Annotated in this window: 28 protein-coding genes; 11 read left to right on the forward strand and 17 right to left on the reverse strand. The window is 70.6% G+C overall.

The annotated features are described in order from the left end of the window. Positions 1 to 29: 29 nt before the first annotated feature. From hemJ to ACFHNC_RS00940, 6 genes are all read right to left on the reverse strand, one after another. The gene (hemJ, locus tag ACFHNC_RS00915; protein WP_437167319.1) at positions 30 to 482 is read right to left on the reverse strand and encodes a protoporphyrinogen oxidase HemJ; all 453 of its coding nucleotides are present in this window, start codon (positions 480 to 482) and stop codon (positions 30 to 32) included. Further along, entirely contained in the window at positions 479 to 1,159 is a 681-nt protein-coding gene (locus tag ACFHNC_RS00920; protein ID WP_437167320.1) for an HAD family hydrolase, read from the reverse strand. The genes hemJ and ACFHNC_RS00920 overlap by 4 nt, the downstream gene beginning before the upstream one ends. Next, on the reverse strand, positions 1,156 to 2,322 hold the full coding sequence (hemH, locus tag ACFHNC_RS00925; RefSeq protein ID WP_437167321.1) for a ferrochelatase: 1,167 nt from the start codon (positions 2,320 to 2,322) through the stop codon (positions 1,156 to 1,158). Before hemH ends, ACFHNC_RS00920 begins: the two co-directional genes overlap by 4 nt. A gap of 98 nt (positions 2,323 to 2,420) precedes the next feature. Then, positions 2,421 to 3,572: a hypothetical protein gene (locus tag ACFHNC_RS00930; protein WP_437167322.1), complete on the reverse strand. Its 1,152-nt coding sequence runs from the start codon at positions 3,570 to 3,572 to the stop codon at positions 2,421 to 2,423. A gap of 79 nt (positions 3,573 to 3,651) precedes the next feature. Continuing rightward, positions 3,652 to 5,067 (reverse strand): ATP-binding protein, encoded by a 1,416-nt coding sequence (locus ACFHNC_RS00935; RefSeq protein ID WP_437167323.1) that lies wholly within the window; start codon positions 5,065 to 5,067, stop codon positions 3,652 to 3,654. 43 nt (positions 5,068 to 5,110) lie between these two features. Then, on the reverse strand, positions 5,111 to 6,295 hold the full coding sequence (locus ACFHNC_RS00940; protein ID WP_437167324.1) for a penicillin-binding protein activator: 1,185 nt from the start codon (positions 6,293 to 6,295) through the stop codon (positions 5,111 to 5,113). Between the two features lie 47 nt (positions 6,296 to 6,342). Here ACFHNC_RS00940 and rsmI point away from each other — a divergent pair, with 47 nt between their 5' ends. Beyond that, entirely contained in the window at positions 6,343 to 7,233 is an 891-nt protein-coding gene (gene rsmI, locus ACFHNC_RS00945; RefSeq protein WP_437167325.1) for a 16S rRNA (cytidine(1402)-2'-O)-methyltransferase, read from the forward strand. Between the two features lie 2 nt (positions 7,234 to 7,235). On the opposite strand, the gene ACFHNC_RS00950 is transcribed toward rsmI, so the two are convergent. The 3 genes from ACFHNC_RS00950 to hemW are packed head-to-tail and all read right to left on the reverse strand — an operon-like array spanning position 7,236 to position 10,325. Continuing rightward, positions 7,236 to 8,177 carry a hypothetical protein gene (locus tag ACFHNC_RS00950; RefSeq protein WP_437167326.1) on the reverse strand — a complete coding sequence of 314 codons (942 nt, stop codon included), beginning with the start codon at positions 8,175 to 8,177 and terminating at the stop codon, positions 7,236 to 7,238. Next, positions 8,177 to 9,154, reverse strand: a complete 978-nt coding sequence (locus ACFHNC_RS00955; protein ID WP_437167327.1) for a hypothetical protein — start codon at positions 9,152 to 9,154, stop codon at positions 8,177 to 8,179. The genes ACFHNC_RS00950 and ACFHNC_RS00955 overlap by 1 nt, the downstream gene beginning before the upstream one ends. A 4-nt stretch (positions 9,155 to 9,158) precedes the next feature. Beyond that, positions 9,159 to 10,325, reverse strand: coding sequence for a radical SAM family heme chaperone HemW (hemW, locus tag ACFHNC_RS00960; protein WP_437167682.1), 1,167 nt, complete (start codon positions 10,323 to 10,325; stop codon positions 9,159 to 9,161). Positions 10,326 to 10,339: 14 nt separating this feature from the next. Between hemW and ACFHNC_RS00965 the strand changes: the two genes are divergently transcribed. Next, positions 10,340 to 10,831: a YbaK/EbsC family protein gene (locus tag ACFHNC_RS00965; protein ID WP_437167328.1), complete on the forward strand. Its 492-nt coding sequence runs from the start codon at positions 10,340 to 10,342 to the stop codon at positions 10,829 to 10,831. Next, a complete protein-coding gene (locus tag ACFHNC_RS00970) occupies positions 10,831 to 11,223 on the forward strand; it encodes an MAPEG family protein (protein WP_437167329.1) in 393 nt (130 codons plus the stop codon). The genes ACFHNC_RS00965 and ACFHNC_RS00970 overlap by 1 nt, the downstream gene beginning before the upstream one ends. Positions 11,224 to 11,238: 15 nt before the next feature. Here the strand turns inward: ACFHNC_RS00970 and ACFHNC_RS00975 are convergent, their stop codons facing one another. Then, positions 11,239 to 12,210 carry a quinone oxidoreductase family protein gene (locus ACFHNC_RS00975; RefSeq protein ID WP_437167330.1) on the reverse strand — a complete coding sequence of 324 codons (972 nt, stop codon included), beginning with the start codon at positions 12,208 to 12,210 and terminating at the stop codon, positions 11,239 to 11,241. Further along, positions 12,207 to 12,737, reverse strand: a complete 531-nt coding sequence (locus tag ACFHNC_RS00980) for a methylated-DNA--[protein]-cysteine S-methyltransferase (protein WP_437167331.1) — start codon at positions 12,735 to 12,737, stop codon at positions 12,207 to 12,209. The genes ACFHNC_RS00975 and ACFHNC_RS00980 overlap by 4 nt, the downstream gene beginning before the upstream one ends. Before the next feature lie 165 nt (positions 12,738 to 12,902). Between ACFHNC_RS00980 and ACFHNC_RS00985 the strand changes: the two genes are divergently transcribed. From ACFHNC_RS00985 to ACFHNC_RS01010, 6 genes are read left to right on the forward strand one after another with little or no spacing between them, the layout of a single operon-like run. Beyond that, on the forward strand, positions 12,903 to 13,283 hold the full coding sequence (locus tag ACFHNC_RS00985) for a (2Fe-2S) ferredoxin domain-containing protein (protein WP_437167332.1): 381 nt from the start codon (positions 12,903 to 12,905) through the stop codon (positions 13,281 to 13,283). A 35-nt stretch (positions 13,284 to 13,318) separates the two neighbouring features. After that, the gene (mnmE, locus tag ACFHNC_RS00990) at positions 13,319 to 14,644 is read left to right on the forward strand and encodes a tRNA uridine-5-carboxymethylaminomethyl(34) synthesis GTPase MnmE (protein ID WP_437167333.1); all 1,326 of its coding nucleotides are present in this window, start codon (positions 13,319 to 13,321) and stop codon (positions 14,642 to 14,644) included. A 19-nt stretch (positions 14,645 to 14,663) separates the two neighbouring features. Continuing rightward, on the forward strand, positions 14,664 to 16,538 hold the full coding sequence (gene mnmG / locus ACFHNC_RS00995; RefSeq protein ID WP_437167334.1) for a tRNA uridine-5-carboxymethylaminomethyl(34) synthesis enzyme MnmG: 1,875 nt from the start codon (positions 14,664 to 14,666) through the stop codon (positions 16,536 to 16,538). 9 nt (positions 16,539 to 16,547) lie between these two features. Next, positions 16,548 to 17,186: a 16S rRNA (guanine(527)-N(7))-methyltransferase RsmG gene (gene rsmG / locus ACFHNC_RS01000; RefSeq protein WP_437167335.1), complete on the forward strand. Its 639-nt coding sequence runs from the start codon at positions 16,548 to 16,550 to the stop codon at positions 17,184 to 17,186. Further along, a complete protein-coding gene (locus tag ACFHNC_RS01005; RefSeq protein ID WP_437167336.1) occupies positions 17,167 to 17,979 on the forward strand; it encodes a ParA family protein in 813 nt (270 codons plus the stop codon). Before rsmG ends, ACFHNC_RS01005 begins: the two co-directional genes overlap by 20 nt. Continuing rightward, positions 17,976 to 18,836 carry a ParB/RepB/Spo0J family partition protein gene (locus tag ACFHNC_RS01010; RefSeq protein WP_437167337.1) on the forward strand — a complete coding sequence of 287 codons (861 nt, stop codon included), beginning with the start codon at positions 17,976 to 17,978 and terminating at the stop codon, positions 18,834 to 18,836. Before ACFHNC_RS01005 ends, ACFHNC_RS01010 begins: the two co-directional genes overlap by 4 nt. 27 nt (positions 18,837 to 18,863) lie before the next feature. Here the strand turns inward: ACFHNC_RS01010 and ACFHNC_RS01015 are convergent, their stop codons facing one another. Further along, positions 18,864 to 20,018 (reverse strand): DegT/DnrJ/EryC1/StrS family aminotransferase, encoded by a 1,155-nt coding sequence (locus ACFHNC_RS01015; protein ID WP_437167338.1) that lies wholly within the window; start codon positions 20,016 to 20,018, stop codon positions 18,864 to 18,866. Positions 20,019 to 20,315: 297 nt separating this feature from the next. Here ACFHNC_RS01015 and ACFHNC_RS01020 point away from each other — a divergent pair, with 297 nt between their 5' ends. Beyond that, entirely contained in the window at positions 20,316 to 22,391 is a 2,076-nt protein-coding gene (locus ACFHNC_RS01020) for a methyl-accepting chemotaxis protein (protein WP_437167339.1), read from the forward strand. 3 nt (positions 22,392 to 22,394) lie between these two features. Here ACFHNC_RS01020 and ACFHNC_RS01025 read toward each other — a convergent pair whose 3' ends face one another. From ACFHNC_RS01025 to ACFHNC_RS01035, 3 genes are all read right to left on the reverse strand, one after another. Continuing rightward, positions 22,395 to 23,246 (reverse strand): GNAT family N-acetyltransferase, encoded by an 852-nt coding sequence (locus ACFHNC_RS01025; RefSeq protein WP_437167340.1) that lies wholly within the window; start codon positions 23,244 to 23,246, stop codon positions 22,395 to 22,397. 49 nt (positions 23,247 to 23,295) lie between these two features. After that, positions 23,296 to 23,793 carry a Fur family transcriptional regulator gene (locus tag ACFHNC_RS01030; protein WP_437167683.1) on the reverse strand — a complete coding sequence of 166 codons (498 nt, stop codon included), beginning with the start codon at positions 23,791 to 23,793 and terminating at the stop codon, positions 23,296 to 23,298. Between the two features lie 113 nt (positions 23,794 to 23,906). Beyond that, positions 23,907 to 24,359, reverse strand: coding sequence for a MucR family transcriptional regulator (locus tag ACFHNC_RS01035; RefSeq protein WP_437167341.1), 453 nt, complete (start codon positions 24,357 to 24,359; stop codon positions 23,907 to 23,909). 153 nt (positions 24,360 to 24,512) lie between these two features. On the opposite strand from ACFHNC_RS01035, the gene ACFHNC_RS01040 reads away from it, so the two are divergent. Further along, complete coding sequence (locus ACFHNC_RS01040; RefSeq protein ID WP_437167684.1) at positions 24,513 to 24,770, forward strand: sulfurtransferase TusA family protein; 258 nt, start codon at positions 24,513 to 24,515, stop codon at positions 24,768 to 24,770. Here the strand turns inward: ACFHNC_RS01040 and ACFHNC_RS01045 are convergent, their stop codons facing one another. After that, a complete protein-coding gene (locus tag ACFHNC_RS01045; protein WP_437167342.1) occupies positions 24,771 to 25,178 on the reverse strand; it encodes a GNAT family N-acetyltransferase in 408 nt (135 codons plus the stop codon). After that, on the reverse strand, positions 25,175 to 25,831 hold the full coding sequence (gene tsaB, locus ACFHNC_RS01050; protein ID WP_437167343.1) for a tRNA (adenosine(37)-N6)-threonylcarbamoyltransferase complex dimerization subunit type 1 TsaB: 657 nt from the start codon (positions 25,829 to 25,831) through the stop codon (positions 25,175 to 25,177). Before tsaB ends, ACFHNC_RS01045 begins: the two co-directional genes overlap by 4 nt. Positions 25,832 to 25,917: the final 86 nt, after the last annotated feature.

The following is a 25,917-nucleotide window of genomic DNA, read 5'->3' on the forward strand; positions in this document are numbered from 1 at the left end:
GCTTTGCAAGGCCTTCATCGGCGCCCGGCTTAGAAGGGCTTCACGATCACCATGATGACGATGACGATCATCAGCACCGTCGGCACCTCGTTCCAATAGCGCCAGGCGCGCTCAGTGCGCGGGCGGCCATCGGCCTCGAAGCGCTTGCGGGCGGCGCCGAGCATGCCGTGGAAGCCGGACATCAGCACCACTGCGGTCAACTTCAGGTGCCACCAGCCGGCGGTCCAATCAACCACGCCCGGGGTCAGGATTAACGCCAGGCCGAGCACCCACGTGGCGATCATGGCCGGGTTCATGATGGCCTTCAGCAGCCGCCGTTCCATCACCTTGAACAGCTCGGACCGCGCATCGCCGACCGGAACCTGGAAATGGTAGATGTATAGCCGCGGCAGGTAGAATAGCCCCGCCATCCAGGCCATCACCGCAATCAGATGCAGCGACTTGGTCCAGAGGTACAGCGGCGCCAGGAAGTCCAGCGTCATGCCGCGGCCTCCGCCGGCAGGCCGAGCAGGGCTGGCAGCTCCGTCATGCTGTGGAAGGGCTCGGCGCCGACGCCGCGCAGGGCGGCCGGGTCCGTCGCATGGGTGAAGCCGAGCACGCGGCAGCCGGCGGCGCGGCCGGCGCGGCTGCCGGTGACACTGTCCTCCACCACCACGCAGTGATGCGGGTCGGCGCCGCAGGATTCGGCGGCCGCGCGGTACATGTCCGGCGCCGGCTTCGGCATCGCCACATCGTCGTAGGAGAAGGTGCGGCCCCGGAAGGTCTCCGTCAGGCCCAGGCCGTGCAGCTTGGTCATCAGCTCAGCGCGGGAGGAATTGCTGGCTACCGCCACCGGGATGCCGGCGGCGACGATCACGCGCAGCGCCTCCAGCGCGCCGGGGATCGGTACCACCTCCTCCCGCAACGCACGCAGCACGCGGGCGACGACGCCTTCGACGAAATCGCCGGGCACCGAATCCGGGCCGAGGCGGGCCTCCACCAGCGGGACGATGTTGCGCCAGGACAGGCCGATGAAGCGGCGCTCCGCCTCCGCCGCGTCCATTTCCCAGCCGAGTGCGGAGATTTCCTCGGCGATGATCCGGTTGTGCAGCGCCTCGCTATCCGCCAGCACGCCGTCGCAATCGAACAGCACGGCCGCCGGGCGCCGCGGGGCGCTCATGCCGCGGTGCGGGCGCGGGCGGTGCGTTCCACCGGGATGCCTGGCATCGCCTCCAGCCGCCCGATCAGGGCCGCGTGCGGGCAGTCCTTGTGGTTCTTCGGGCATTGCCGGGGGCCGGCGAAGGAACACAGCGTGCGGTTGCTGGTGCGGCCGTGGCGGACCAGGTCGGCCAGCGCCTGGATGAAGCCCGGGTGGCTGTTCTGCGCGGGGGAACGGAAATAGCCGGGAACGTGGAGCTTTTCCGCCTCCTCCCGGTATTCCACATCCAGCTCCACCAGCGTCTCCGAATGTTCGGAGGTGAAGGCGATGGGCACCACCAGCACCGCCACCTTGTCGTGGCCCGCGCGCTCCAGCTCATCCTCGGTGGAGGGGCCGATCCATTTCTGCGGCGTGACGCGGGACTGGAAGCAGACGACGTGGTCCAGATCGGGCAGGTCCAGCCGCGCCACCACGCCGGCCACGGTCTGTTCGACCTGCCACTGATAGGGGTCGCCCGCCTTCACGATGCTCTCGGGCAGGCCATGGGCGCTGAACAGCACGCGCAGCGGGATCGCCGGGTCCAGCTCCGCCCGCGCCTTGTCCCAGGCGCCGCGCACGATCTCGGCGGTGGAGCTGGCGAAGCCGGGGTGGGAGTGGAAGCAGCAGATGGTGGTGGTCGGCACCTCCAGCTTCGCCCGCGCGGCGGCCTTGATCCAGGCGAGCGCGCTGCTGCCGGTGGTGGTGGTGGAATACTGCGGATACAGCGGCAGCAGGATGACCTCGTCCGGCCCCCAGGCCTTCACCGCGGCGGCCGTCTCGTCGCTCATCGGGTGCCAGTAGCGCATGGCGGTGAAGCACTTCACCTCCTCCGCCCCATCCTTGTTGAGCAGGGCTTCCAGCGCCACGCCCTGCTCGATGGTCAGTTCCAGCAGCGGGGATTTGCCGCCGAGGATGGCGTAGTTCTCGGTCGCCGGCTTGGTGCGCCGCCAGGCGATCAGCCGGCCGAGCCAGGGACGCACGAAGCCCGGCACGCGCAGGATGGCGGGGTCCGTGAACAGGTTGACCAGGAAGGGCCGGACGCTCTCCGGCGCATCAGGTCCGCCGAGGTTGAGCAGCACCACAGCCAGCCGCTTCCGGCTGGCCGAGGCGACGGGTGCGGGCACGGTCTGGGCGGGAAGGTCCATCACCGTCCGGACATGCCACGTCACGCCCCAGGGTCAAGGGGAAGCCGATGATGATGCGTCCCTGTTGCGCCGAATTCCCCCGCGTCGATCGAGCCGGCCTATCGCATGACGGCCCGGCGCGCGCCCATCAGGGTCTGCGCGACCTGCCCCTGAAGCCGGGAAAGCTCCTCGGCGAGTGGGCGGTGCACCTGGCGGCGGCCATGCAGCGGGGTCAGTTCCAGCAGGCCATTGGCGCAGTAGCGATCATCGTCCCAGCCGTGATGGGAGATCACGGGATAGAGGCAGACCCCATGCACCGGTACGCCCGCAGCGGCCGCGGCCAGCGTCTCCTCCGTCACGTAGCGCAGCCAGGCGGGGCGGGGGGCGCCCTCGATGCTGGTCTCGGCGATGAACAGGGGGCGGGGCGCGTAGCGGGCGGCGGCTTCGGCCAGCAGGTCGCGAAAGGGGCGGTAGCGGACGGAATCGAAAACGCTCAGCGGCTCGCCATCGTGCAGCCACTGGTTGTTCCAGTAGTAGTTCACGCCGATCACATCCAGCAGATCCTCCGCCCCGCCCAGCTCCGGCGCCTCCCGCCCCGCCACCATGTCCCAGGCCTGCCATTGACTGGCCGTATGGGCCTGCACCGCCGCCGCCTCCCGGGCATGGCGCGGGACGATGTTGATCAGCGGGTCGATGCAGGCGAAGCGGGCGCCGGGCGCGACCTCTCGCACGGCCCGGGTCGCCGCGATGGCGGCCCGCACCAGGTTGCGCTTCAGCTCCATCCCCCGCCCCGTGGCGTGGGGCGAGGAGCGCGCCTTTTCGCCGCCGGCGAAAGCGACGAAGGACATTTCGTTCACCGGGCAGACGAAGGGCGGGCGGCCGGTTTCCTCGACATGCAGCCGCGCGAAGGCGGCGGCAAAGGCGGCGAAGCGATCGACGAAGGCCGGGCTGAAGACATCCAGGTCATCGGGCCAGCCGTAATGGCACAGATCCCAGATCACCTGCGTCCGCACCGCCTCCGCCGCGCGCAGCATCGGCAGCAGGGAGGTCCAGTCATACTGGCCGGGCGTGGTCTCGATCAGATGCCAGCGCAGCCCGTCCCGCGCCGTGCGGATGCCATGTTCGGCAAGCTGGCTGTAATCCTCCAGCGCCAGCAGGTCGTGGCGGGTGGCCGCGATCATATCCAGGCGGCGGCGCGACATGTTGCGATGCGATGAGCACTCGAAGCCGGCGATGAAGAAGGACTGGAACAGGGGAGGCTGGGGGGTCAAGCGCGGCTCCATCGAAAGGCACCGGAGTCTGGCACCGGCATCGCAGCAACGCCGGAGCGCCGAAAAAGTCGCCGCTCCCTTATGGCCGCCCCTCCGGCTGCCCTTCCGCCGGCAGCCAGACCTGGAAGCTGGAGCCGACGCCCTCCTCGCTTTCGATCCGCAGCTGGCCGCGGTGGCGGTTGACGATGTGCTTGACGATAGCCAGCCCCAGGCCGGTGCCGCCGGCATGGCGGCCACGGCCCCGGTCCACCCGGTAGAAGCGTTCCGTCAGCCGCGGCAAATGCTGGCGGGGGATGCCCGGCCCGTCATCTGCCACGGACAGGACGAGGCCGGGCCGAGCCGGCCAGCGGGGGGCTGCATTGGCTTCCGCCCGCGCCAGGGACAGCCGGATGGTGCCGCCTTCCCGGCCGTAGCGGCAGGCATTCTCCAGAAGGTTCCGCAGCACCTGGGCCAACTGGCCCGCATCGGCCGGCTCGGCGATCAGCCCGGCCGGCACGTCCAGCGCCACCCGGGCGTTGCGGCCGGCCAGGACCGGGGCCATCGCCTCCACCTCCGCGGCGATCAATGCGCCGAGATCTACGCGGCCGGTGGGCGGCTGGTGTTCCGTGATCTCGATGCGCGACAGGCCCAGCAGGTCGTCGATCAGCCGCCGCATGCGATCCGCCTGCTCGGCCATGATGCCGAGGAAACGGGCGCTGGCCTCCCGGTCATCCTCCGCCGGGCCGCGCAATGTCTCGATGAAACCGATCAGGCTGGCCAGCGGGGTGCGCAGTTCATGGCTGGCATTGGCGACGAAATCCGCGCGCATCCGCTCCACCGCCCGGTCCCGCGTGCGGTCCGACAGCACCAGCAGCAGGCGGCCGCCATCGCCCAGCGGCGGGTCCATCGGCACCGCATGCACTCGCAATTCCCGCGCCACCGGCACCGGCAAAGCGATTTCGGCGCGCTGCTGCTGGCCGGTGGAGAGTGCTGCGGAGATCGCCTCGGCCATCGCCGGATGGCGCAGCAGCGCGGCAAGATCCCCGGCATTGCCCGGGGCGGCGCCGAAGAGCAGCCGAGCTTCCGAATTGGCCCGCAGCGGCGCGCCATCCGCATCGAGCACCACCAGCGGGTCGGGCAGACGCTCGATGATCGCCTCATCCGCCTGCCGCAGGCGGGAGACCTGTTCGGTGCGGGATTGCAGGGCGCGGGCGACGCGGCGCGCCGTTTCCGCGAGTTCCGCCACCGAGGGCAGCAACAGCCGCCCGGTGAGTTCCGGCACCATCCCGGTGCCATCCGCCGCCTGGCGCAGCGCCGCTGCCAGGGCACCGATATTGGCCAGCCAGATGCGGGAGACCAGCAGCGCGGCGCCCAGCGTGGCGCCCAGCGCCAACAGCCCCGGCGCCGCCTCCACCGCGCCGCCGAGCAGCAGCATGGACAGCGCCAGCGCCGGCACGCCGCCGATCAGCGCCGCGCCGGCGAGCCAGCGACCCGCCGGAGGCCCCGCGACCGGCATGGCGCCTCAGCCCCTTCGGTTCAGCGGGTCCACGCGACCCATCTCACGAGCCTGGGCCGCCGGGGGTGGGCGCCTGCTCCACCACCTGCGGCTCGCTGCCGGTGGAGACGGCGTAAACCGCCAGGCCCCGCTGCGTCCGGCCATCCGGCAGCAGCAACACCGGGCCATCGGCGCCGGCGAAGGTCTCGCCGGCCATGCCCTGGCCCGGCAGGGCGCCGCTGCGCAGCGCGCGGGTGGCGATGGCGGCAGCGTCATAGGCGGTGGCGGCGATGCGCGGCGGGGTCTCGCGGAAGGCATCGCGATAGCGCGCCTCGAACCGGGCACGGGCGCGGCCATCCGGGCCGGCGAACCAGGCCCCGTCCAGCGCCGGCTCCCGCCCCAGGGACGAGTCGTTCAGCCAGAGCGCGGTGCCGAGCAGGCGTGGCGGCTGGCCATTGGCCTGGGCTTCGTTCATCCAGGAAGCGGCGAAGCGGCGGGCACGTTCCCCGGTCTCGCCGATCAGCACCGCATCGGCGCGCGCCCCGCTGGCGCGTGCGCCGGAGGCGGCCATGGACGGTGCCGCATTGGCCGGGTGCAGCGCGATGCGGGGCGGCGGCAGGCCGAGATCGGCCGTCGCGCCGCGCAGGCCCGCGGCCAATGCCCGGCCGAAATCATTGTCCGGCGCGCCGAGCGCGAATTGCTGCGCGCCCTGCGCCGCGGCGGCGGCTACCACGCGGCGCACTTGCTGTTCCGGCGTGATGCCGAGCACCCAGGTGCCGCCACCGGCGCGCTGCTGGTCATTGGTGAAGGCCAGCACCGGCACGCCGGCGGCCCGCGCCGGCCCGGAGACCGCGGCAACCTCCGCGCTGGTCAGCGGGCCGACCAGGATGCGCGCGCCATCGGCAATCGCCGCCCGCGCCGCAGCCTGCGCGCCGGCAGGGGTGCCGCCGGTGTCACGCGGCGCCAGTTCGATGCCGGATTGCGATTCGTCGAACAGCGCCATGTAGCCGGCATTGAGCATGGCCTGGCCAAGCGGCGCCTGCGGCCCGGTCAGCGGCAGCAGCATGGCCGCGCGTTGCGGCCCGACCGGACCCGGCAGGACCGGCTGCCCGCCGATCGGGGGCGCCACGCCAATGAAGGAGGGGCGAGGGGCTTGCGGCGCGCAGGCCGCGAGGCCCAGAAGAGTGCCCAGCAGCGCCCCCAGCGTGACCCCGCCCAGGCGGCGGCGGCGCCAGGAGGCAATGGGCAACGGCGCCGAGGATTCCGGCGCAGCGGACGAATGGCAGGACGAAGGACGTGGCAAACGGCGACCCTCCTGAACGGGCGGCGCCTCGGGAGGCCCCGCTTGGGCTTTCCCTGGTGGCGACACCGATCGGTAATCTCGGCGACCTGTCGCCCCGGGCTCTCGCGGTGCTCGGCGCGGTGGATGCCGTGCTCTGCGAGGATACCAGGGTAACAGGCCTTATGTTGCAGCGTTATGGCGTCTCCGCGACGCTGGTGCCACTGCATGACCACAACGAGGCGGAAATGATACCCCGGGTGCTCGCCCGGATTGAAGGGGGGCAACGGCTGGCGCTGGCCTCGGACGCCGGAACGCCGCTGGTCTCCGACCCCGGATACCGCCTGGTGCGGGCTGCGATCGAGGCCGGGGTGCCAGTTACCGCCGTTCCGGGGCCCAACGCGGCGGTGGTGGCGCTGACCCTGTCCGGCCTGCCGCCTCACCCTTTCGTGTTTCTGGGCTTCCTGCCGCCGAAGGATGGGCCGCGGGCTGCGGCGATCGCGCGGCACCGCGCGGCGGAGCGGGCTGGGCTGACCGCGACGCTGGTGCTGCATGAGGCGCCGCACCGGCTGGCCGAGACGCTGGCGGCCCTGGCGGAGGGCATGGGGGGGGATCGGCCGGCGGCCGTGGCGCGAGAATTGACGAAGCGGTTCGAGGAGGTGCGGCGCGGCAGCCTGGCCGAACTGGCGGGGCACTATGCGACGGAGCCCGCGCGCGGCGAGATCTGCATCTGCGTCGGGCCGGCGCCTGAGGAGGTGACGGCGGAGGCCGACCTCGACGCGCAGCTGCGCGCCGCCATGGCGGGGCAGAGCCTGCGCGATGCGGCGGCGATGGTGGCCGCCGCCACCGGGCTGCCGCGCAAGCAGGTCTATGCGCGGGCGCTGGAGCTGGCCGCCGAAAATCCCTGAGGCTATCCGCGCGGCGGGTGCAGCAGCTGGGACCCGGCGGGCAGCGTGTTGGCGAATTGCGTCAGGCAGGTGACGGCGCGGCGGTCCGTGCCGAGCGCCAGGCCAATCACCGGCACGCCAGCGGCGATGGCGAAGGCGGCCGGCAGATCCTGGTTGGTGACCACGGCACCGCAGCGCGCCACCAGCGCCCGCATCCGCGCGGGCGTGAGCTGGCGCCGCCGCCAGACATCCTGCGCCAGTTCAGGCAGCAGCAGCTTCGTGCCCGGCAGCATCGCGGCCAGGAAATCCCGCGTGCCGGCCAAATCGTCCATCGGGCTGGCGGTGTGTTCCATCGGCAAGGGCAGGATGGGCCAATCCCGCATGGGGGCGAGCAGCGCGCGCAGCTCCGCCAACCGCGCCGTCCAGGCCTGCCGCATCTGCCCGCCACCCAGGATCGACAGGCCAAGGATCGGCCCTGCCGGCAGCAGGGGCAGCAGCGCGTCATCGGGTGTGATGGTGCATTCGGGGTAGGGGTGGATGCGGAAGGCGGCCGGGCTGCGCCAGACCATCAGCGCGTTGGCGGTGTGGTGTTCGCGCAATTCCAGCGGCTGCGCCTGGGCCAGAAGCTCGACACCTTTGGGGGGATCGCGCATCGCCGCGCCGCGTTCGACCGTGAAGGCGCGGATCTCGAGCTGCGCCCCGGCGGCGAGGGCATGGCCGGCGATGGTGAGCGCCTGTTCGAGGTGCGGTCGGTCCTGAAAGGCGCCGGCAATGACCACGCGGGTGACACCAAGCGCGGCCGGGTCAGCCTCCGGCGAGACGGGCTCGTAGCCGGCGGGGGCATTGGCCGCGGCGGTGGAGAGCAGCAGCGGCGCCAGACTGCCGAGACGCCGCGGCAGATCCAGCAACAGGGCGCGGGAGCGGAGGTCGCGGAAGGGCCGCTCGGCCAGGACGAGGGTTCGCATCAGCTGTAGAGCAGGCCGAGGCAGCGGGAGCCGGGGGGCAGGCGATGCTCCATGGCGACGAAGGTGCGGCGCAGGCTGTTATCCTCCAGCGGGTGCAGGCCGATGACACGGACGCCGCAGCCGATGGCGTGAATGGCGTTGTGCTTGCGCTGCGTCACCAGCACGTCCAGGCGCGACACCAGGCCCTTGAGCCGACGCGGGGTGAGCTGGGCGCGCCAGAAATCCCGGTCCAGCAGCGGGGGCGCGGCGATGCGGGCGCGTGGCAGGAAATCCCGGATGAAGGCGGCGGCGCCTTCCATGTCATCCTCTGCCTGGCTGTCCACATGCACGGTGGAGACGATGGGGACGATCTGATGCCCTTCGAATTCCGCCAGCAGGTCCCGCACCAGCCCGGCCTCCTGCGCCAGGCAGGCCTTCATGTTGGGCATCGGGATGATGGACAGGCCGAGCAGCTTCGGGCCGCGCGGCAGCAGGGCGTCAGCCAGGCTGGTATCCGGCGGAATGTCAGCTTCGGGGAAGAAGGTGATGCGCGGCAGGCGGCCGAAGCCGGCCTCCGCGATCCGCTCGACGCCCAGGTAGTCGCGCACGGTGAAGCTGGCGAGGCGGGCGATGACGCCGCGGGCCGTCGCGTCCAGCCAATCGAGATCCTTCAGCAGCCAGGCGACGCCGAGGTTGTGGAAATGAATCTCGGCGCCCTGGGCCTCCGCCTTCACGATCCAGGGCATCCAGTTCCGGAAGGCATCCGGCACGCCGAACATGCCGCCGCCGAACACCACGCGATCCGGTCGCAGCGCCAGCATGGCGGCACCATCGGCAAAGCAGGCATCGAGGCCGGGGCAGCAACGCAGCGTCCAGGCCGGGGCAACGGAGAAGGCGTGGCTTTCGCTGGAGGGGAAGGCGGCCATCGCCTCAATCAGGCAAAGCTCGTCGCCGAGATTGCCGTAGCCATAGGCGCCGAGGAAAGCGGTGCGGGTCATGGCCTCAATTGACCAGCAAGGGCAGCAGCGCGTCCAGCCGCAGCAGCCCATCCGGCGTGGCGGCGAGATGGCCGTTGGGGCGCCAGGCGAGGAGGTTCTCGGCCTGCAGATGCGTCAGCGCCGCCATGTCCACGCAGCTTTCGAAGGGCAGGCCACTGCGGCGGGCGATGCGGGCGGGGTCGATGCCCTCATGCAGGCGGAGGCCCATGAGAAGTGCCTCGCGGGCGCGGTCGCGGGGGGACAGGGCTTCCTCCTCCACCACCGCGTGGCCGTACCGCTGCACCCGCGCCAGCCATTCCTCCGGCGCGCGGTGGCGGCGGGCGGCGAGCAGGGTGCCGTCGGGCTGGGTCAGGCGCTGATGGGCGCCGGCGCCGATGCCGAGGTAATCGCCGTATCGCCAATAGGCCAGGTTGTGACGGCTTTCGGCGCCGGGCTGGGCGTAGTTGGAAATCTCGTAGGGCAGCAGGCCGAAGCGGGCGGCTTCCTCGGCCGTGGCGGTGTAGAGGCGGGCGGCCTCGTCGCCCTCGGGCAGGGTGAAGACGCCGCGGCCGAACAGGGTGGCGAATTGCGTGCCTGGTTCGATGGTGAGTTGGTAGAGCGAGAGATGGTCCGCGGCGAGCGACAGGGCCTGGCGGAGTTCCGCGCGCCATGCGGCCTCGGCCTGGCCGGGGCGGGCGTAGATCAGGTCGAAGGAGACGCGCGGGAAGGTGGCGCGGGCGTGTTCGAGGGCTGTGATGGCCTCGGCGGTGTCGTGCTTGCGTCCGAGGAAGGCGAGGGCGGCGGGGTCCAGCGCCTGCACACCGAGCGAGACGCGGTTGACGCCGGCGGCGCGGAAATCCCGAAGTCTTGCGAGCTCGACGCTGGTGGGGTTGGCCTCCAGCGTGATCTCCAGATCCGGCTCCGGGTCGAATAGGGCCTGGGCATCGGCGATCAGGGCGGCGGCAGTGGCGGGAGCCATGAGGCTCGGCGTGCCGCCGCCGAAGAAGATGCTGGCCAGCCGGCGGCGGCCGGCGACGTTGGCGCGCGCAGCTTCGCGGGCCAGTTCCTGGCGCAGGGCGGCGGCGAAGGCGGCCTGGTCCACACGGTCCCGCACATGGCTGTTGAAGTCGCAATAGGGGCACTTGGCGGCGCAGAACGGCCAGTGGATGTAGAGGGCCAGGGTTTCCATCAGGCGGAGATATGGCGATGTCGGGCGGGTCTGTCGAACGGGTACGGGCGGCGCTGCTGGCGGCGGGACATGCGGATACCGTGGCGTCCTTCGCGGACGGCACGCGCAGCGCGGCGGAGGCTGCTGCAGCGGTGGGCTGCACTGTGGCGCAGATCGCCAAATCCATCGTGTTCCGGGCGGGGGATCGGCCGTTGCTGGTGATTGCCTCCGGCGCCAACCGCGTGGACATGGCCAAGGCCGGCGCTGCCCTGAACCGCGATGGCGGTCCTGTGTTTCACGTGAAACGCGCGGAGGGCGGCTGGGTGCGGGATGTCACCGGCTTTGCGATTGGCGGTGTTGCGCCGCTGGGGCATCTGACGCCGCCGCTGGTGCTGCTGGATGAGGACCTGTTCCGCTACGAACAGGTTTGGGCCGCGGCCGGATCGCCGATGCATATCTTCGCCACGACGCCGGGGGCGCTGCTGCGCTTGTCCGGCGGGGTGCGGGCCGATGTGCGGGAGGATGCGTGATGCTGCCGACCACCGCCTTCTACGCCGCGCCGCTGGCGCTGGCCTTCGTGGCGCTGGCCACCCGGGTGATCCGTGCCCGGCGCCTGTACCATCAGCCGATGGGCACCGCGCATCGCCTGGTGGAGCGGGCCGCGCGGGCGCATGGCAATTTCGCGGAGGCCGTGCCGCTGGCCCTGCTGCTGCTGGCGCTGTGCGAGGCGAATGGCCTGCCCGCCTGGGCGCTGCATGTGCTGGGTGTGACGCTGCTGGCCGGGCGCGGCTTCCACGCGCTGGGGATCGGGCGGGAGCCGGAGGTGTTCCGCTGGCGCGTGCTCGGCACCAGCCTGACCCTCACGATGATCGGCGTGGCGGGCGCCGCGGCGATGGGGCTGGCGCTGGCGGCGCTGCTGTAGCCCCACCTGGCTGCGTCAGGGCAGCAGGACCGTGCTGCCGGTGGTCTTGCGCGCCTCCAGGGCGGTATGCGCCTCCGCCGCGTCCTTCAGCGCGAAGCGCTGGTTGACGCGGATCTGCACGGCGCCCTTGGCCACCACATCGAACAGGGCGGCGGCATGGGCTTCCAGATCCTCGCGCTTGGCCGTGTAGGTCGCGAGCGTGGGGCGCGTGAGATACAGCGACCCCTTGGCGGCGAGGATGCCGATATCGGTGGTGACCGGGCCGGATGCGTTGCCGTAGGACACCATCATGCCGTAGGGCGCGAGACAGTCGAGCGAGGTGGTGAAGCTGTCACGCCCGACGCTGTCATAGACCACGGGCAGCATGGCGCCGCTGGTGATCTCCTTCACCTGCGCCGGCAGCGCCTCAAGCCCGATCACCGCATGGTCGGCGCCATGCGCCTTGGCGAGCGCCGCCTTTTCCTCGGTGCTGACACAGGCGATGACGTTGCAGCCCAGATGCTTTGCCCACTGCGTCATGATCAGGCCGACGCCGCCGGCCGCGGCATGGATCAGGATGGTCTGGCCGGGCTGCACCTTGTAGGTGCGGGTCAGCAGGAAGCCTGCCGTCATGCCCTGCAGCATCATGGCGGCCGCCTGTTCGAAGGCGATCGCTTCCGGCACCTTCACCAGGCGATCTGCCTTGATGGTCCGCGCTTCGGCATAGGCGCCAATCGGGGCGGTGGCGTAGGCGACGCGGTCGCCCGGTGCGACATGGGTCACGCCTTCGCCCACGGCCTCAACCACCCCCGCGGCCTCCATCCCGATGGTCGCCGGCAGGGCCGGCGCCTTGTAGAGGCCGGTGCGGAAATAGACGTCGATATAGTTCAGCCCGACGGCCTGGTGGCGAACCAGGGCTTCGCCGGGTTTCGGGGAAGGAAGCGGGACCTCCTCCCACACCATTTTCTCGGGGCCGCCATATTCGTGGACGCGGATGGCATGGTTCATCGCAAAAGGGTCCCTGAAGCTTGGGGGAGGGGGAGTTCAGCCTGAGGGCCGGGGGAAGTGAGGTGCGTGGGGCTCGACGAACGCGCACGCTGCTCAAGGTCCAGCAGCATGCGCTTGGTGGCGGGTCCGTCGCCGCCCGAATAGCCGCCGAGCCGTCCGCCTGAGGCCACCACGCGGTGGCAGGGTATCAGGATCGGGATGGGGTTTCTTCCGTTCGCCTGGCCAATGGCGCGAGCCGAGGAACCCAGAAGCCTGGCGAGATCACCGTAGGTGCGGGTTTCGCCCGCGGGAATGTCGCGCAGCGCGGCCCAGACCCGTTGCTGGAAAGCCGAACCGAAGGGTGCCAATGGCAGGTCGAATGCGGGCCGCTGACCGTCGAAGTAATCCTGAAGCTGCGCGACAGCCTCCCGCAGCAATGGCGTCGGAGCCTGATCGCGGCCGCGGCCCCAATCCAGCGCCACGATCGCATCATCCTCCGCGGAGATGGTGATATCGCCAGTCGGCGTGAGGCAGGTAATCTGGGGCATTCGCTCTCGTCCGGTGGACCACCATGCGCCACACTCCGCGGGCGCTCGTCAAGCCAGGGGCCAGCATAGGCGCTTTTGCCGAGCCTGTCGCGATTACGGCGGCGCACTGGTGGCGCCCGCCGCCCCTCGCTACATGGGCCACCACGCCACAAGCCGGAGGCCGCCGTGACCGATGCGCTGACCGAAGCCCACGAACCGCAGCGCGACCCACCGCCCTATTTCCGCGCCCATGTCTTCGTCTGTTGCAATCGCCGGCCCGATGGGCACAAGCGTGGCTCCTGCGCCGCCCGCGGCAGTGAGGCGCTGCGGGACTACATGAAGGCCCGCGCGAAGGAGTTGGGCGTGAAGGAGGTTCGCGTGAACCAGGCAGGATGCCTGGACCGCTGTGAGTTCGGACCCGCGCTGGTGATCTATCCCGAGGGGGTCTGGTACAGCCCCAAGACACGGGACGATGTGGATGCGATCCTTCAGGCACACCTGCTGGAGGGCGGACGCGCCAGGCACCTGATGCTGAGCGAACAGGACGTGCTGCCCCCCAAGGGCTGAGACTCCCGCCACGTTTCACGTGAAACAGCCCCTGCATGACCAGCATGACCGACACCATCATGGCACGCGCTTCCGGTGCCGGGCCGGCCGCCGTCGCGGTACTGCGGCTGTCCGGACCGCAGGCCAGCACGGTGCTGGAGGCGTTAGCCGGGGGCCTGCCTGAACCCCGCCGTGCCAGCCTGCGACGCCTGCGCGGGGCGGATGGCGATGTGCTGGACGAAGCCCTGGTGCTCTGGTTCCCCGGTCCCGGCAGCTACACGGGCGAGGATGCGGCCGAACTGCACCTGCATGGCGGCACGGCCATTGTCGCCGCGGTCGAAGCCGCGCTTCTGGCCAAAGGATGCCGCCCCGCCGAACCGGGCGAGTTCACCCGCCGGGCCTTCCTGCACGGGCGCATGGACCTGACCCAGGCGGAGGGGATCGCGGACCTGATTGCTGCCGAGACCGAATCGCAGCGCCGCCAGGCCCTGCGCCAAGCCGGCGGTGCGCTGGCCACGCTGTATGATGGCTGGACCCAGCGCCTGACCCGCATCCTGGCGCAGCAGGAAGCCGCGATCGAGTTTGAGATGGACAACTTGCCCAGCGACGTCGCCGCGCGCGCGCGCGAAGCTGCGGCCAGCCTTTGCGCCGAAATCATCGCGCATCTTAGCGATGGCAACCGCGGCGAACGTTTGCGGGAAGGGCTGTCCATCGCGATCCTGGGCGCGCCAAACGCCGGCAAATCCTCGCTGATGAATGCGCTGGCGGGCCGGGACGCGGTGATCGTCTCTCCGGAGCCCGGCACCACCCGTGACATCGTCGAGTGCCGCCTCGTGCTGGGTGGCGTGCCGGTGATGCTGGCGGATACCGCCGGTTTGCGAGCGACCCAGGACATGGTGGAGCAGGAGGGTGTGCGGCGCGCCAAGGGTCGCGCCGGCGAGGTCGATCTCGTGCTGGTCGCCTTCGCCATCGACCAACCCCCGGATGAGGAAAGCCGCAGCCTGCTGCGGAGCGGACAGCAGGTGCTCGTCCTAGCCACCAAATGCGACTTGGCAACACCGCCCCAGTCCATCGCCGGTCACCCAGCCCTTCCGACAAGCGCGCAGACAGGCGAGGGCATCGCGGAGTTGAAGTCTGCGCTAACCGCCTTCGCGCAACGCCAGGCGGCCCTTGGCGATGCGCCTGCCCTGACACGAACCCGCCACCGCGCCGCGTTGACACAGGCGGCCGCGCACCTGGGCGAAGCCGGACGCGCGCGGCTGCCGGAACTGGCCGCGGAAGACTACCGGGCCGCCCTTAACGCCCTCGGCCGGCTGACAGGGCGCGTGGAGGTGGAACAGGTGCTCGATTTGGTGTTCCGCGACTTCTGCATCGGCAAGTAGTCGGCCTATACCGCGTGCCATGGCGACAGATCCCGACTTCGACGTGGTGGTGGTGGGCGGCGGACATGCCGGCTGCGAGGCTGCGGCTGCCTCCGCGCGCTGTGGGGCGCGCACCCTGCTGCTGACCCACCGCCTCGACACGATCGGGGAGATGTCCTGCAATCCCGCCATCGGCGGCATCGGCAAGGGCCATCTGGTGCGGGAGGTTGATGCCCTCGATGGCCTGATCGCCCGCGCGGCGGATGCGGCGGCGATCCATGCGAAGGTGCTCAATCGCAGCAAGGGTCCCGCGGTGCGCGGCCCCCGAATCCAGGCCGATCGCCGCCTCTACCGCGCGGCCATGCAGGCCCTGCTGGCGGAGCAGCCCAACCTCACCCTGCGGGGCGATGCGGCGGAGGACCTGGAGTTCGATTCCTCGGGCCGCGTTTGCGCTGTCGTGACCGCCAGCGGCGCCCGGATCCCGTGCGGCGGCGTCGTTCTGACAACGGGTACCTTCCTGCGTGGCGAGATCCATCTCGGCGACGCGCGCACCCCGGCGGGGCGGAGCGGCGAGGCGCCCTCCATCGGCTTGGCCCGCGCGCTGGACCGTCTCGGCCTGCCGCTGGCCCGCCTCAAGACCGGCACGCCACCGCGGCTCGATGGCCGCACCATCGATTGGCAAGCGCTGGAACCCCAACCAGGGGATGATCCGCCGGAGCCGATGTCTTGGTTGACGGACCGCATCACCAACCCGCAGGTCGACTGTCGCATCACTTGGACCACGCCCGCGACGCACGCCCTGATCCAGGCCAATCTGCATCGCTCCGCCGTCTATGGCGGCCAGATCCAGGGCGTCGGCCCGCGCTACTGCCCCTCCATCGAGGACAAGATCGTCCGCTTCGCCGACCGCCAGCGGCACCAGATCTTCCTGGAGCCGGAGGGGCTGGATGATGACACGGTCTATCCCAACGGCATCTCGACCAGCCTGCCGGAGGATGTGCAGGCGGCAATGATCGCTTCCATCCCTGGCCTGGCCCGCGCCCGCATCCTGCGGCCCGGCTACGCCATCGAATACGACCATGTGGACCCGCGCGCCCTGCACCGCACCCTGGAAGTTCGCAGCGCCCCCGGCCTGTTCCTCGCTGGGCAGATCAACGGCACCACGGGCTATGAGGAAGCGGCGGCGCAGGGGCTGATGGCGGGCCTCAACGCCGCCCAGCGCGCCGCGGGGCATCGGCCGGACCGCATCCTGGCCCGTTCGGAAGCCTATATCGGCGTCATGCTGGATGATCTGGTCAGCCACGGCGTCAGTGAGCCCTACCGCATGCTGACGGCGCGATCCGAACACCGCCTGAGCCTGCGCGCGGACAATGCCGGCCTGCGCCTCACCGCCCGCGGCCTGGCCTGGGGCTGCATCGGCCCCCTTCGCGCCGCCCGCCACGCCCGTTTTGCGGACCAGGTGGAAGCGGCGCTGGAACGTGCCAGCCAGGACCTCGCAACCCCCTACGCGATTGCCTCGGCCGGCATCCCGATCCGCCAGGATGGCCGTCGCCGTACGGTGCTGGAGGTGCTGGCCCTGCCGGATGTCACGGCCGAGATGGCCGCCGCCGCCTTCCCCTGGCTCGCCGACCTGCCCGCCATGGTCGCAGTCCAGGTGGAGGCAGAAGCCTTCTACGCCCCACATCTGCGCCGCCAGGATTCCGAACGTCGCCTGCTGGCCCGCGAGGAGTCGGTGCCTGTCCCGGACGGCTTCGATTTCCGGGGCATCCCGGGCCTGTCGACGGAAATGCAGCAGCGCCTCGCCCGGGCACAGCCGGACCATCTCGGCGCCGCCAGCCGCGTTCCGGGCGTGACGCCCGCCGCGGTCGCCGCCCTGGCCATCCACCTTCGACGCGGCGCGGTGGAGCCGGTATAGGGGTTTCACGTGAAACATCCGGCCGACTCGCCCCTGCAACCCCTGCCTGCCCCGACGCCCCTGGATGACAGCATCCGGGCGCGGCTGGATGCCTATGTCGCGCTGCTGCTGCGCTGGAATGCCCGCATCAACCTGGTCGGCCGCGCCACCACGGACCAGATCTGGCAGCGCCATGTCGAAGACAGCCTGCAACTGGTCCCGCTGCTGCCACATGGCACCGATCCGATCTGCGACCTTGGCTCCGGCGCCGGCCTGCCCGGACTGGTATTGGCCATCGCCACCGGCCGCCCCGCGCATCTGGTCGAGTCGGACCGCCGCAAAGCCGCCTTCCTGACCGAAGCCGCCGCGCGCCTCGACCTTCCCCAGGTCCAGATCCACGCCACCCGGATCGAGGATGCGCGCCTGCCGCCTGTCGCCATCCTCACCGCCCGCGCCCTCGCCCCACTCGGCACGCTCCTGGCCTTCGCCCATCGCCTGCTCACCCCCGGCGGCCTCGCGCTGTTCCCCAAGGGCCGCATGGCGGAGGCCGAGCTTGCCGAAGCCCGGACCGCCTGGTCCTTCACCCTCGACCGGTTCGCCAGCCGCACCGATCCGGAGGCCGCCATTCTCCGCCTCAGCGATATCCGCCATGTCCAGCCGCAAGCCTGACCGCGCGCCAAGGGTCCTGGCCTTTGCCAACCAGAAGGGCGGCGTCGGCAAGACGACCACCGCGATCAACCTCGCCACCGCGCTCGCCACGAACCACAAGGTGCTGCTGCTCGACCTCGACCCGCAGGGCAACGCCTCCACCGGCCTTGGCATCGCCGCCCAGGATCGCGCCGCCGGCAGCTACGCGCTGCTGGTCGAGGGGCGGCCGCTCGGTGACCTCCTGCGCTCGACCCAGGTCGCCAACCTCTCGATCCTGCCCGCCGACCCAGATCTCGCAGGCGCGGAGATTGAACTGGTCGGGCTGGCGGACCGCGAACGCCGCCTCGCCACCGCCCTGAGCGATGCACAACACGCCCTGGCTGGCTTCGACTACATCTTCTTCGATTGCCCGCCCTCGCTCGGCCTCATCACCCTCAACGCCCTGGTCGCCGCCGATGGCGTGCTGGTGCCGTTGCAGACGGAATTCTTCGCGCTGGAGGGCATCAGCCAGATCACCCGCACCATCGATCGTGTCCGGCGCGCCTTCAACCCGCGCCTGCGGCTGGAGGGCATCGTGCTGACCATGATGGACCGCCGCAACAACCTCTCGGAACTCGTGGCCAGCGACGTGCGCGGCTTCTTCAAGGACAAGGTGTTCGAGACGGCGATCCCCCGCAATGTCCGCGTCAGCGAGGCCCCCTCCCACGGCCTGCCGGTCCTGCTGTATGATTTCCGCTCACCCGGCGCGCAGGCCTATGTCAAACTCGCCGCAGAATTCCTCAAACGGGAGCGTGCGCGGATTCGCGCCTCATGAGCAGCACCACACGAAAGCCCATCTCCCGCCTCGGCCGCGGCCTCTCGGCGCTGATACCGGACGCCCCACCCACCCCGGCGGGCGAGGCACTGCGGACCGTGCCGGTCGAGGCGCTGGAGCCTGGCCCCTTCCAGCCGCGTGGCGGCATGGACCGCGCCAGCCTGGATGAACTCGCCGCCTCGATCCGCGAACACGGCATCCTCCAGCCCATCCTGGTGCGCCCCAAGCCCGGCAGCCCGGACAGCTACGAGATCATCGGCGGCGAACGCCGCTGGCGTGCCGCCCAAGCCGCGCAGTTGCATGAGGTGCCGGTTGTCATCCGGGACCTCAGCGACCGCGAGGCGATGGCCGCCGGCCTGGTGGAGAACCTGCAGCGCCAGGATCTGAACGCGCTGGAGGAGGCGGAGGGCTACCAGCGCCTCCTCCAGGAATTCGGCCTGACGCAGGAACATCTTGGCCAGTCGGTCGGCAAAAGCCGCAGCCATGTCGCCAATACGCTGCGCCTGCTGAACCTGCCCGGCCCGGTGCGTGACCTGGTCCGCAATGGCGTGCTGACCGCCGGCCACGCCCGCGCCCTGATCGGCACGCCGGATCCGGGCCGCCTGGCCGCACAGGTGGTCGCGCGCGGCCTGAATGTCCGCCAGACGGAAGCCCTGGCCAGCGCGAAGCCGAAGCCCGAAGGCACGCCACCCCGGCCGCAGGACCCGGAAACCCGGGCGCTGGAGCGCGACCTGACGGAACGCCTCGGCCTCCAGGTCCTGGTCCGCCACGCCGGCAAGGGCGGGGAGGTGGTGATCCGCTACCGTGATCTCGACCAGCTCGACGGCCTGATCCGGCTGCTTAACGGCGGCGGCTGAGCCGCCGCCCCCATAAGCCCGGTCGTTTCAGACCGCGCCGGCAACCGCCGCGATCACCCGGGCCACCTCGGCCTCGCTCAGATAGGGGTGCATGGGCAGGGACAGGATCCGCTCACACAGCATCTCGGCCACCGGCAGCCCCGGCGCACCGGCGGCAATGCCCCCGGCATGGGCGGCGGCATAGGCCGGCTGGCGATGCAGCGACTTCGGGTAGTAGATCGAGGTCGGCACCCCAGCCGCCTTGCACACCTCCTGCACCCGCGCGCGCTGCGCCGCATCGGCCAGCAGGATGGAATAAAGCCCCCAGGCATGGCCCGGCTCCATCTCAGGCACCTGCACGCGGCCCACCAGCCCGGCGTGATAGGCCGCCGCCACCTTGGTGCGCGCGGCCAGCTCACCGTCCAGCAGCGGCAGCTTGGCCAGCAGGATGGCGGCCTGGATGGTGTCGAGCCGCCCATTCATGCCGGTACGCTCCACCTCATAGCGGGTCTTGCCCTCGCCGTGGGTGCGCAGGCTGCGCCACAGCTCGGCGCGGTCGGCATCATCGGTCAGCAGCGCGCCGCCATCGCCGTAACAGCCCAGCGTCTTGGTCGGGTAGAAGCTGAGTGCCGTGGCATGGCCCCAGCGACCCAGCCGCTTGTTGCCGAGCGCCGCGCCATAGGCCTGCGCCGCGTCATCCAGCGCGAACATGCCCTTCTCGGCACAGATCGCCTCGATCGCGGGCCAGTCGGCCGGCAGGCCGAACAGATCCACCCCGATCACGGCCGCCGGGCGCAGCCGGCCCTCCGCCTCGACCAGCGCGATGCGGCGCTTCAGGTCGGCGATATCGATGTTGAAGCTCACCGGGTCGACATCGACGAAGATCGGCGTCGCCCCCAGCACCAGCGGCACCTCCGCCGTCGCGGTGTAGGTGAAGGCTGGCAAGAACACCGCATCACCGCGGCCGATCCCCTCGCCCATCATCGCAATCTGCAGGGCATCGGTGCCGGAGGACACGCCGACGCCATGTGCGCAGCCGGAGAAGGCAGCCAGCTTCTGCTCCAGCTCCGCCACCTCCGGCCCGTTTATGAAGCGACCACCGTCGAGCACCGAGGCCAAGCGCTGGTCCAACTCCGCGCGGATCAGCGCCTGCTGCGCCTTCATGTCGAACAGGGCGATGGGGGGAAGGCTGGTCATGGGCATCCGTCGGCAGGTTTCGGCGCTCTCATTATCCCCACCCGCCCGAGCGGCCAAATCACCCAGCGTTTCGCTGCTTTTCGCGATCGAATGCTCCGCCCTGTTGTCTGGTCGCCGTAGGCGACCGGCGCGGTAGCCAGCCCGTCCAACGCCCAATCAGCCGAGTTTCGTTTATTTTGCAGCATTGTAGACAAAATATTCCAAGAAAACGTTCTTTTGGCCGATCGAAGTCCCGCGCTTTAACGCTGCGGCAAGACGCACCACCGCAATAATGGAGCGATCACGGAAAGGTTATTCCTCGAAATGCGCATCCGAACCGTCTTCTTCATCGGCTTTGCCTTGATCGCGCTACCTGGATTCCTTCTCTCCGCCTGGCTCGCCAATGACGCCTGGCGCAGCGCACAGCAGGCGGAGCGGAGCATCCTCGAGACCCGCACGCTGAATGACGTGCTGCGCGCCCAGATCGGCTACGCCGTGCAATCCGGCCGACTGAGCGCCGCGCTGGTCCTGCCCCAACCGAACCTGACCGAGCTGCGGGAGGGGCACGCAACCGCGCTGACCATGCTGAACGCGGCGGAAGCCAGCGCCACCGCCGCCGGCTTCGATCCCGCGGTCATGCGGCGCACCGCCCAGACGGCGACGGACCTGCTGCGGCGCGTCACGGAAGCCGCGGCCCGTCCGGTGGCGGAACGCGATCCGGCGATCCTGCGGGACCTCACGGCGGCACGGAACGAGATCGGCAATGGCATGACCGCCCTGGCGCAAACCGTCGGCCGCCGCCTGGCCGCTACCGCGCCGGACCTGGCCATCCGGGCCGAGGTCGCCATCCATGCCGCGACGCTTCGCGACCTCGCCGGCCGCCGCGCCCTGTTCATCACCGGCTGGGTCGGCGGTCGCCCGGTGGAAGCGCAGGCCATCACCACGGCCCGCCTGCTGACCGGGCGCATGCAGGAGTCCTTCAGCAACATCGAGCGCCTCTCCGAAGCCCTCGGCACGCCGCGCCTGATGGATGCCCTGGCGGCACAGCGCCGCAGCTATGTCGGGCAATCCGAGCCGGGCTGGAGCCGGCTGATCGACGAGGCCGCCAGCCGCCTCGGCGCGCCGCCCGCCGCGCAAGCCGCCGCCTGGCCGGTGACCATCGCGCAGTTCCGCCCCTTCTCCGTCGCCGCCCTGGCCGAACTGCTGGGGATGCGGGACGCGGCGCTGGAGGAAGCCCTGGCCGCCGGCGAGGCGACCAGCACGGGCCATTGGAGGGCGCTGGAATTCACCGGCCTCGCCATGCTGGCCACCTTCGGCCTGGTGCTGGGCACGCTGGTGGTGATGCTGCGCCGGATCGTCGCCCCGCTGGGCGCGCTGACCAGCGTGGTCGGCCGCATCGGCGGCGGCGAGCTGACGCTGGACGTGCCCGGCCGCACCCGCACCGACGAACTGGGTGAGATGGCCGGCGCCGTCGAAAATCTGCGCCAAGCCTCGCTCCAGCGCGAAGCCCTGGAAGCATCGCAGGCCACCGAGCGGCAAACCCGCCTGGCCCGCGCCGCCGCGGTGGAGACGCTGCTACACGGCTTCGAGGGCGAAACCGCAGACGTGCTGCGCACCGTCGCCTCCGCCGCCACCGAACTCGACGCCACCGCCGGCTCCATGGCCGCCACCGCCGAAAGCGGCGCTTCCCGCGCCAATGCCGTCGCCGAGGCCTCGGCCCTCGCCAGCACCAATGTCGGCAGTGTCGCCGCCGCGACGGAGGAGCTCTCCGCCTCCATCGCCGAGGTCGTCCGCCAGATCGAGGCCTCCGCCCAGGCGGCGCGGGAAGCCACCGCCGCCGCCGAGGCCACCGATTCCACCGTCCGCGGCCTGTCCGAGGCGGCGTCCCGCATCGGCGACGTCGTCCGCCTGATCGGCGACATCGCCGGCCAGACCAACCTGCTGGCGCTGAACGCCACCATCGAGGCGGCCCGCGCCGGGGAAGCCGGCAAGGGCTTCGCCGTGGTGGCAAGCGAGGTGAAGCTGCTCGCCGCGCAGACCGCCAAGGCGACCGAGGATATCGGCGCCCAGATCGGTGCCATGCAGACCGAGACCAACCGCACCGTGGACGTCGTGCGCGCCATCGCGCGAACCATCGAGACGCTGAACGCGACCACCGCCCAGGTGGCGGAGACCGCTTCCCAGCAGGCCCAGGCGACGGCGGAGATCGGCCAGGCGGTCGCCGAAGCCGCCAGCGGTACGAGGCAGGCGGCGCATCACGCGACGGGCGTCAGCGAGGATGCGGCGCGAACCGGAACCGCCGCCGCTGATGTCCGCAGTGCCTCAGCCGAGCTGGCCCGTCAGGCCGAGACGCTGCGCGGCAAGGTGGATACCTTCCTCGGCGCCATCCGCGCCGCGTAAGGCTCAGCCGGGGCCGGCGGTGCGCTCGTAGTGGCGGAAATACTTGTCGGTGATGAGATCGGTCTTCACCACGATGCAGACATCCGTGGTGTTGAATTGCGGGTCGAGCACCGCGCCATCGCCGACAAAGCCGCCCAGCCGCAGATAGCCCTTCACCAGCGGCGGCAGGGCGCCGAGCGCAGCCCGCATGTCCATCGCCTGCGCGGGCATGCGGTCCATGGCGATGTAGCGGTCCGCCACCGCGCGCGGGCGCAGGGCCGGCGGGGCCAGGTGGTTGGCGTGCAGATAGCTGAGCTGCGGCGCCAACGCATCCAGATCCGTACCGTGCAGGGACGCGCAGCCGAACATCAGGTCGATCCGGTGGCGGAAGACGAAGGCGGCAATACCGCGCCATAGAAGCTGCAAGGTGCCACGCGTGCGGTAGGCGCTGGCAACGCAGGACCGGCCCAGCTCCATGATCTGCCCGTCATAGGCGAGCAGCGGTGCAAGGTCGTATTCCGCCGCCGAATAGAAGCCACCGAGCCGGTCCGCGGATGGGCGGCGGATCAGCCGGTAGGTGCCCACCACGGCTTCCGCGCCGTTGCCCAGATCATGGTCCAGCACCAGCAGGTGGTCGGCCACGGAATCGAAGGCGTCGCAATCCCGCTTGCTGGCCCGCGTCGCGGCATCCGGATGCGCGCCCATCTCCTCGTAGAAGACGCGGTAGCGCAACGCCTGGGCGGCATCGATCTCCGCCGCACTTTCCGCAAGGCGCAGGCCGAGATTGCCTGCGCGCAGTTCCTCAAATCCTGCCCCAAGCGGGGCCGGTGGGCTGGGAAGCGGCGCGTCGTCCTGCAGGGGGCCGTCCACACTCATGCGGATTCCTTCTCGCATATCTCCGCGGCTTGTCCCCGACAGGGCACGCTCAGCCGCGGATCTTGCCGGGGCGGGGCGGGCGTGTCGCCAGGGCGACAGGGGCGCGACGGCCGAACAATTCCAGCCGCTGCCCCACAAGTGTGAACCCGAGGCGCTTGGCAATGGCCTGCGCCAGCTTCTCATGCTCCGGATCTTCGAATTCCAGCACCTTGCCGGTGTCCACATCGATCAGATGGTGGTGGTGCCCACGATCCGTCGGGTCGTAGCGGGCGCGGCCGCCGCCGAAGTCGCGGCGTTCGACGATTCCCTTTTCTTCCAGAAGCCGGACGGTGCGGTAGACTGTGGCCACCGAGATCTTGGCATCGAGGGTGACAGCGCGGCGATAGAGTTCCTCCACATCCGGGTGGTCCTCGGCTTCGCTCAGCACGCGTGCGATCAACCGGCGCTGACCGGTCATTTTCAGTCCACGCTCGATGCAGAGTCGCTCGATCCGCGAAGGATCCGGGCGTACGGCATCAGCGCGTGTCGGGGCGTCGGAACTCTGCATGTTCAGGCGCGGCACCCTCCGGCGATCCGGCGCAGGACGGCCGGAGCGCTATCAATAGCCCCGACCGTCGCGCCAGACCACCCAGGGGATGCGGCGGGTGCAGAGAGTGCTTTTCAGCCCTCGCGCGCGGCGGTCGCCGTGCGGCCCCGGCCGGGCGGGCGGCCGCGCGGCTTGGTGCCCAGGCCGATGCGCTTGGCCAGCGTGGACCGGTGCTTGGTGTAGTTCGGCGCCACCATCGGGTAGTCCGACGGCAGGCCCCAGCGTTCCCGGTACTGGTCGGGCGTCAGGTTGAACGAAGTCTTCAGATGCCGCTTGAGCATCTTCAGCTTCTTGCCATCTTCCAGGCAGATCAGGAATTCGGGCGTGACCGACTTCTTCACCGGCACCGCGGGTTGCGGCCGTTCCGCCACCTCGATCACAGGCTGGCCCATGGTGGACAGGGTCCGGTAGACTTCCTGGATCAGGTTAGGCAGGTCGGACACCGCCACGGAATTGTTCGACACATGCGCCGAAACGATCTCGGCGGTCAGGCCAAGGATGTCGGGATTGGAAGTCGTTTCAGCCATGATTCCGGTCTCGCCTGCATTGTCGGGCCGGGAACGGCCGACGCGTCCGTGGCGCTCGGACGAGATGTCCTGGGCCACGCTACTTCGCGCGAATATATTGCCCAGAATCGCTTCATTGCAACGATCATTGTCAAACAAAATGGGTGCGTTCCGATGAATCCTGTCACAGACGAAGAACAGACCCACGATCGGGACCTGGATATCACAAACGAGACTTGTCCGATGACCTTTGTGCGTACCCGCCTGGCTCTCGACCGCATGCAGCCAGGGCAGGTCCTGCGGCTGCGGCTGCAAGGCGACGAACCGCGCCGGAACGTGCCCCGCACGGCGACCGAACAGGGCCACACCGTATTATCCGCAACGGAAGCGGCAGATGGGGTGCAGATACTGCGGATCCGCAAGAAGGGCTGACTATTCGTCCAACGCCCGCCGCAGCACCAGCGCATCCGCCCCATCCGCATAGTAGCGCCGCCGCCGCCCGACCTCCGTGAAGCCGCAGGCGGCATAGAGCGCGCGGGCTTGCGCGTTGCGGTCCGAAACCTCCAGGAACAGCGCGGTCGCACCCCGCGCCCGCGCGCCGGCCATCGCCTCGGCCATCAGGGCGGAGCCGAGGCCCGCGCGGCGTGCCGTGGGCACCACGGCCAAGGTCAGGATCTCGGCCTCATCGGCGGCGACACGGACCAGCACGAAACCCGCGCCCGGGCGCAGCACGCCGAAGGCGCCCGGCATGTCCAGCATCAGCGCAATGGCAGCCGTGCCCCAGGCCTCGGCTGGGGGGAAGCTGGCGGCATGCAGCGCCGCGGCATCGGCCGGGTTCATCTGGCAACGGGCAGCCGCACCGCCGGCGGCTCGGCATAAAGCGGCGAAGCATCCCGCGGGGCGATCGTGCCAGCCAGGCGCAGCAGCGCCACCCGGCCGGCCGCGGCGGCCTGCGGCAGGCGGCTGTCGGTCAGCACCGCGCGGGCGCCGCGCGCCAGCAGCCGGGCGGCGGCGATGGCGGCCGCATCGCCGACCAGCGCCACCGGCCCATCCGGGCGCGGCAACTCGGCCTCCGCCATCGGGCGCGGCGGGCCCTCCGCGGTCCAGGCGCCGGGGGCGAGGCATTCCAGCACCAGTCGGCCGCGCTTCGTATCCACCGCCGACCACACCGCATGGGTCTGCCGCAGCGCATCCGGCAGCGCAGCCGCCAGCGCCTCCCCGGTCGTGACGCCGATCAGCCGCGCACCGGCGCCCAGCGCCAGCCCCTCGGCGAGCGCGATGGCGGCGCGCAGACCGGTGAAGCCACCCGGCCCGACCACCACCGCCACCGCATCCAGCCCGCCCAGTTTGGCCAGCATCCGCGCGGCCATCGGCGGCAGCGCGGTGGGCTGCTGCCGGGCGCCATCCGCCGCTTCCTGCGCCACCAGCACCCCATCCGCGAAGGCAGCGGCGGAGCAGCGGGCGAGCGCGCCATCAAGAACCAGGAGATTCATTTGCCACGCGCGCCTAGGCTGCGCTCACCAACGCTTGCCCCCAGCCGCGCCGCTTGCTTGGATCGCAGCGCAGAAGGACCACTCCG

The organism is Falsiroseomonas sp. E2-1-a4, assembly GCF_051433165.1.
GTDB lineage: Bacteria > Pseudomonadota > Alphaproteobacteria > Acetobacterales > Acetobacteraceae > Falsiroseomonas.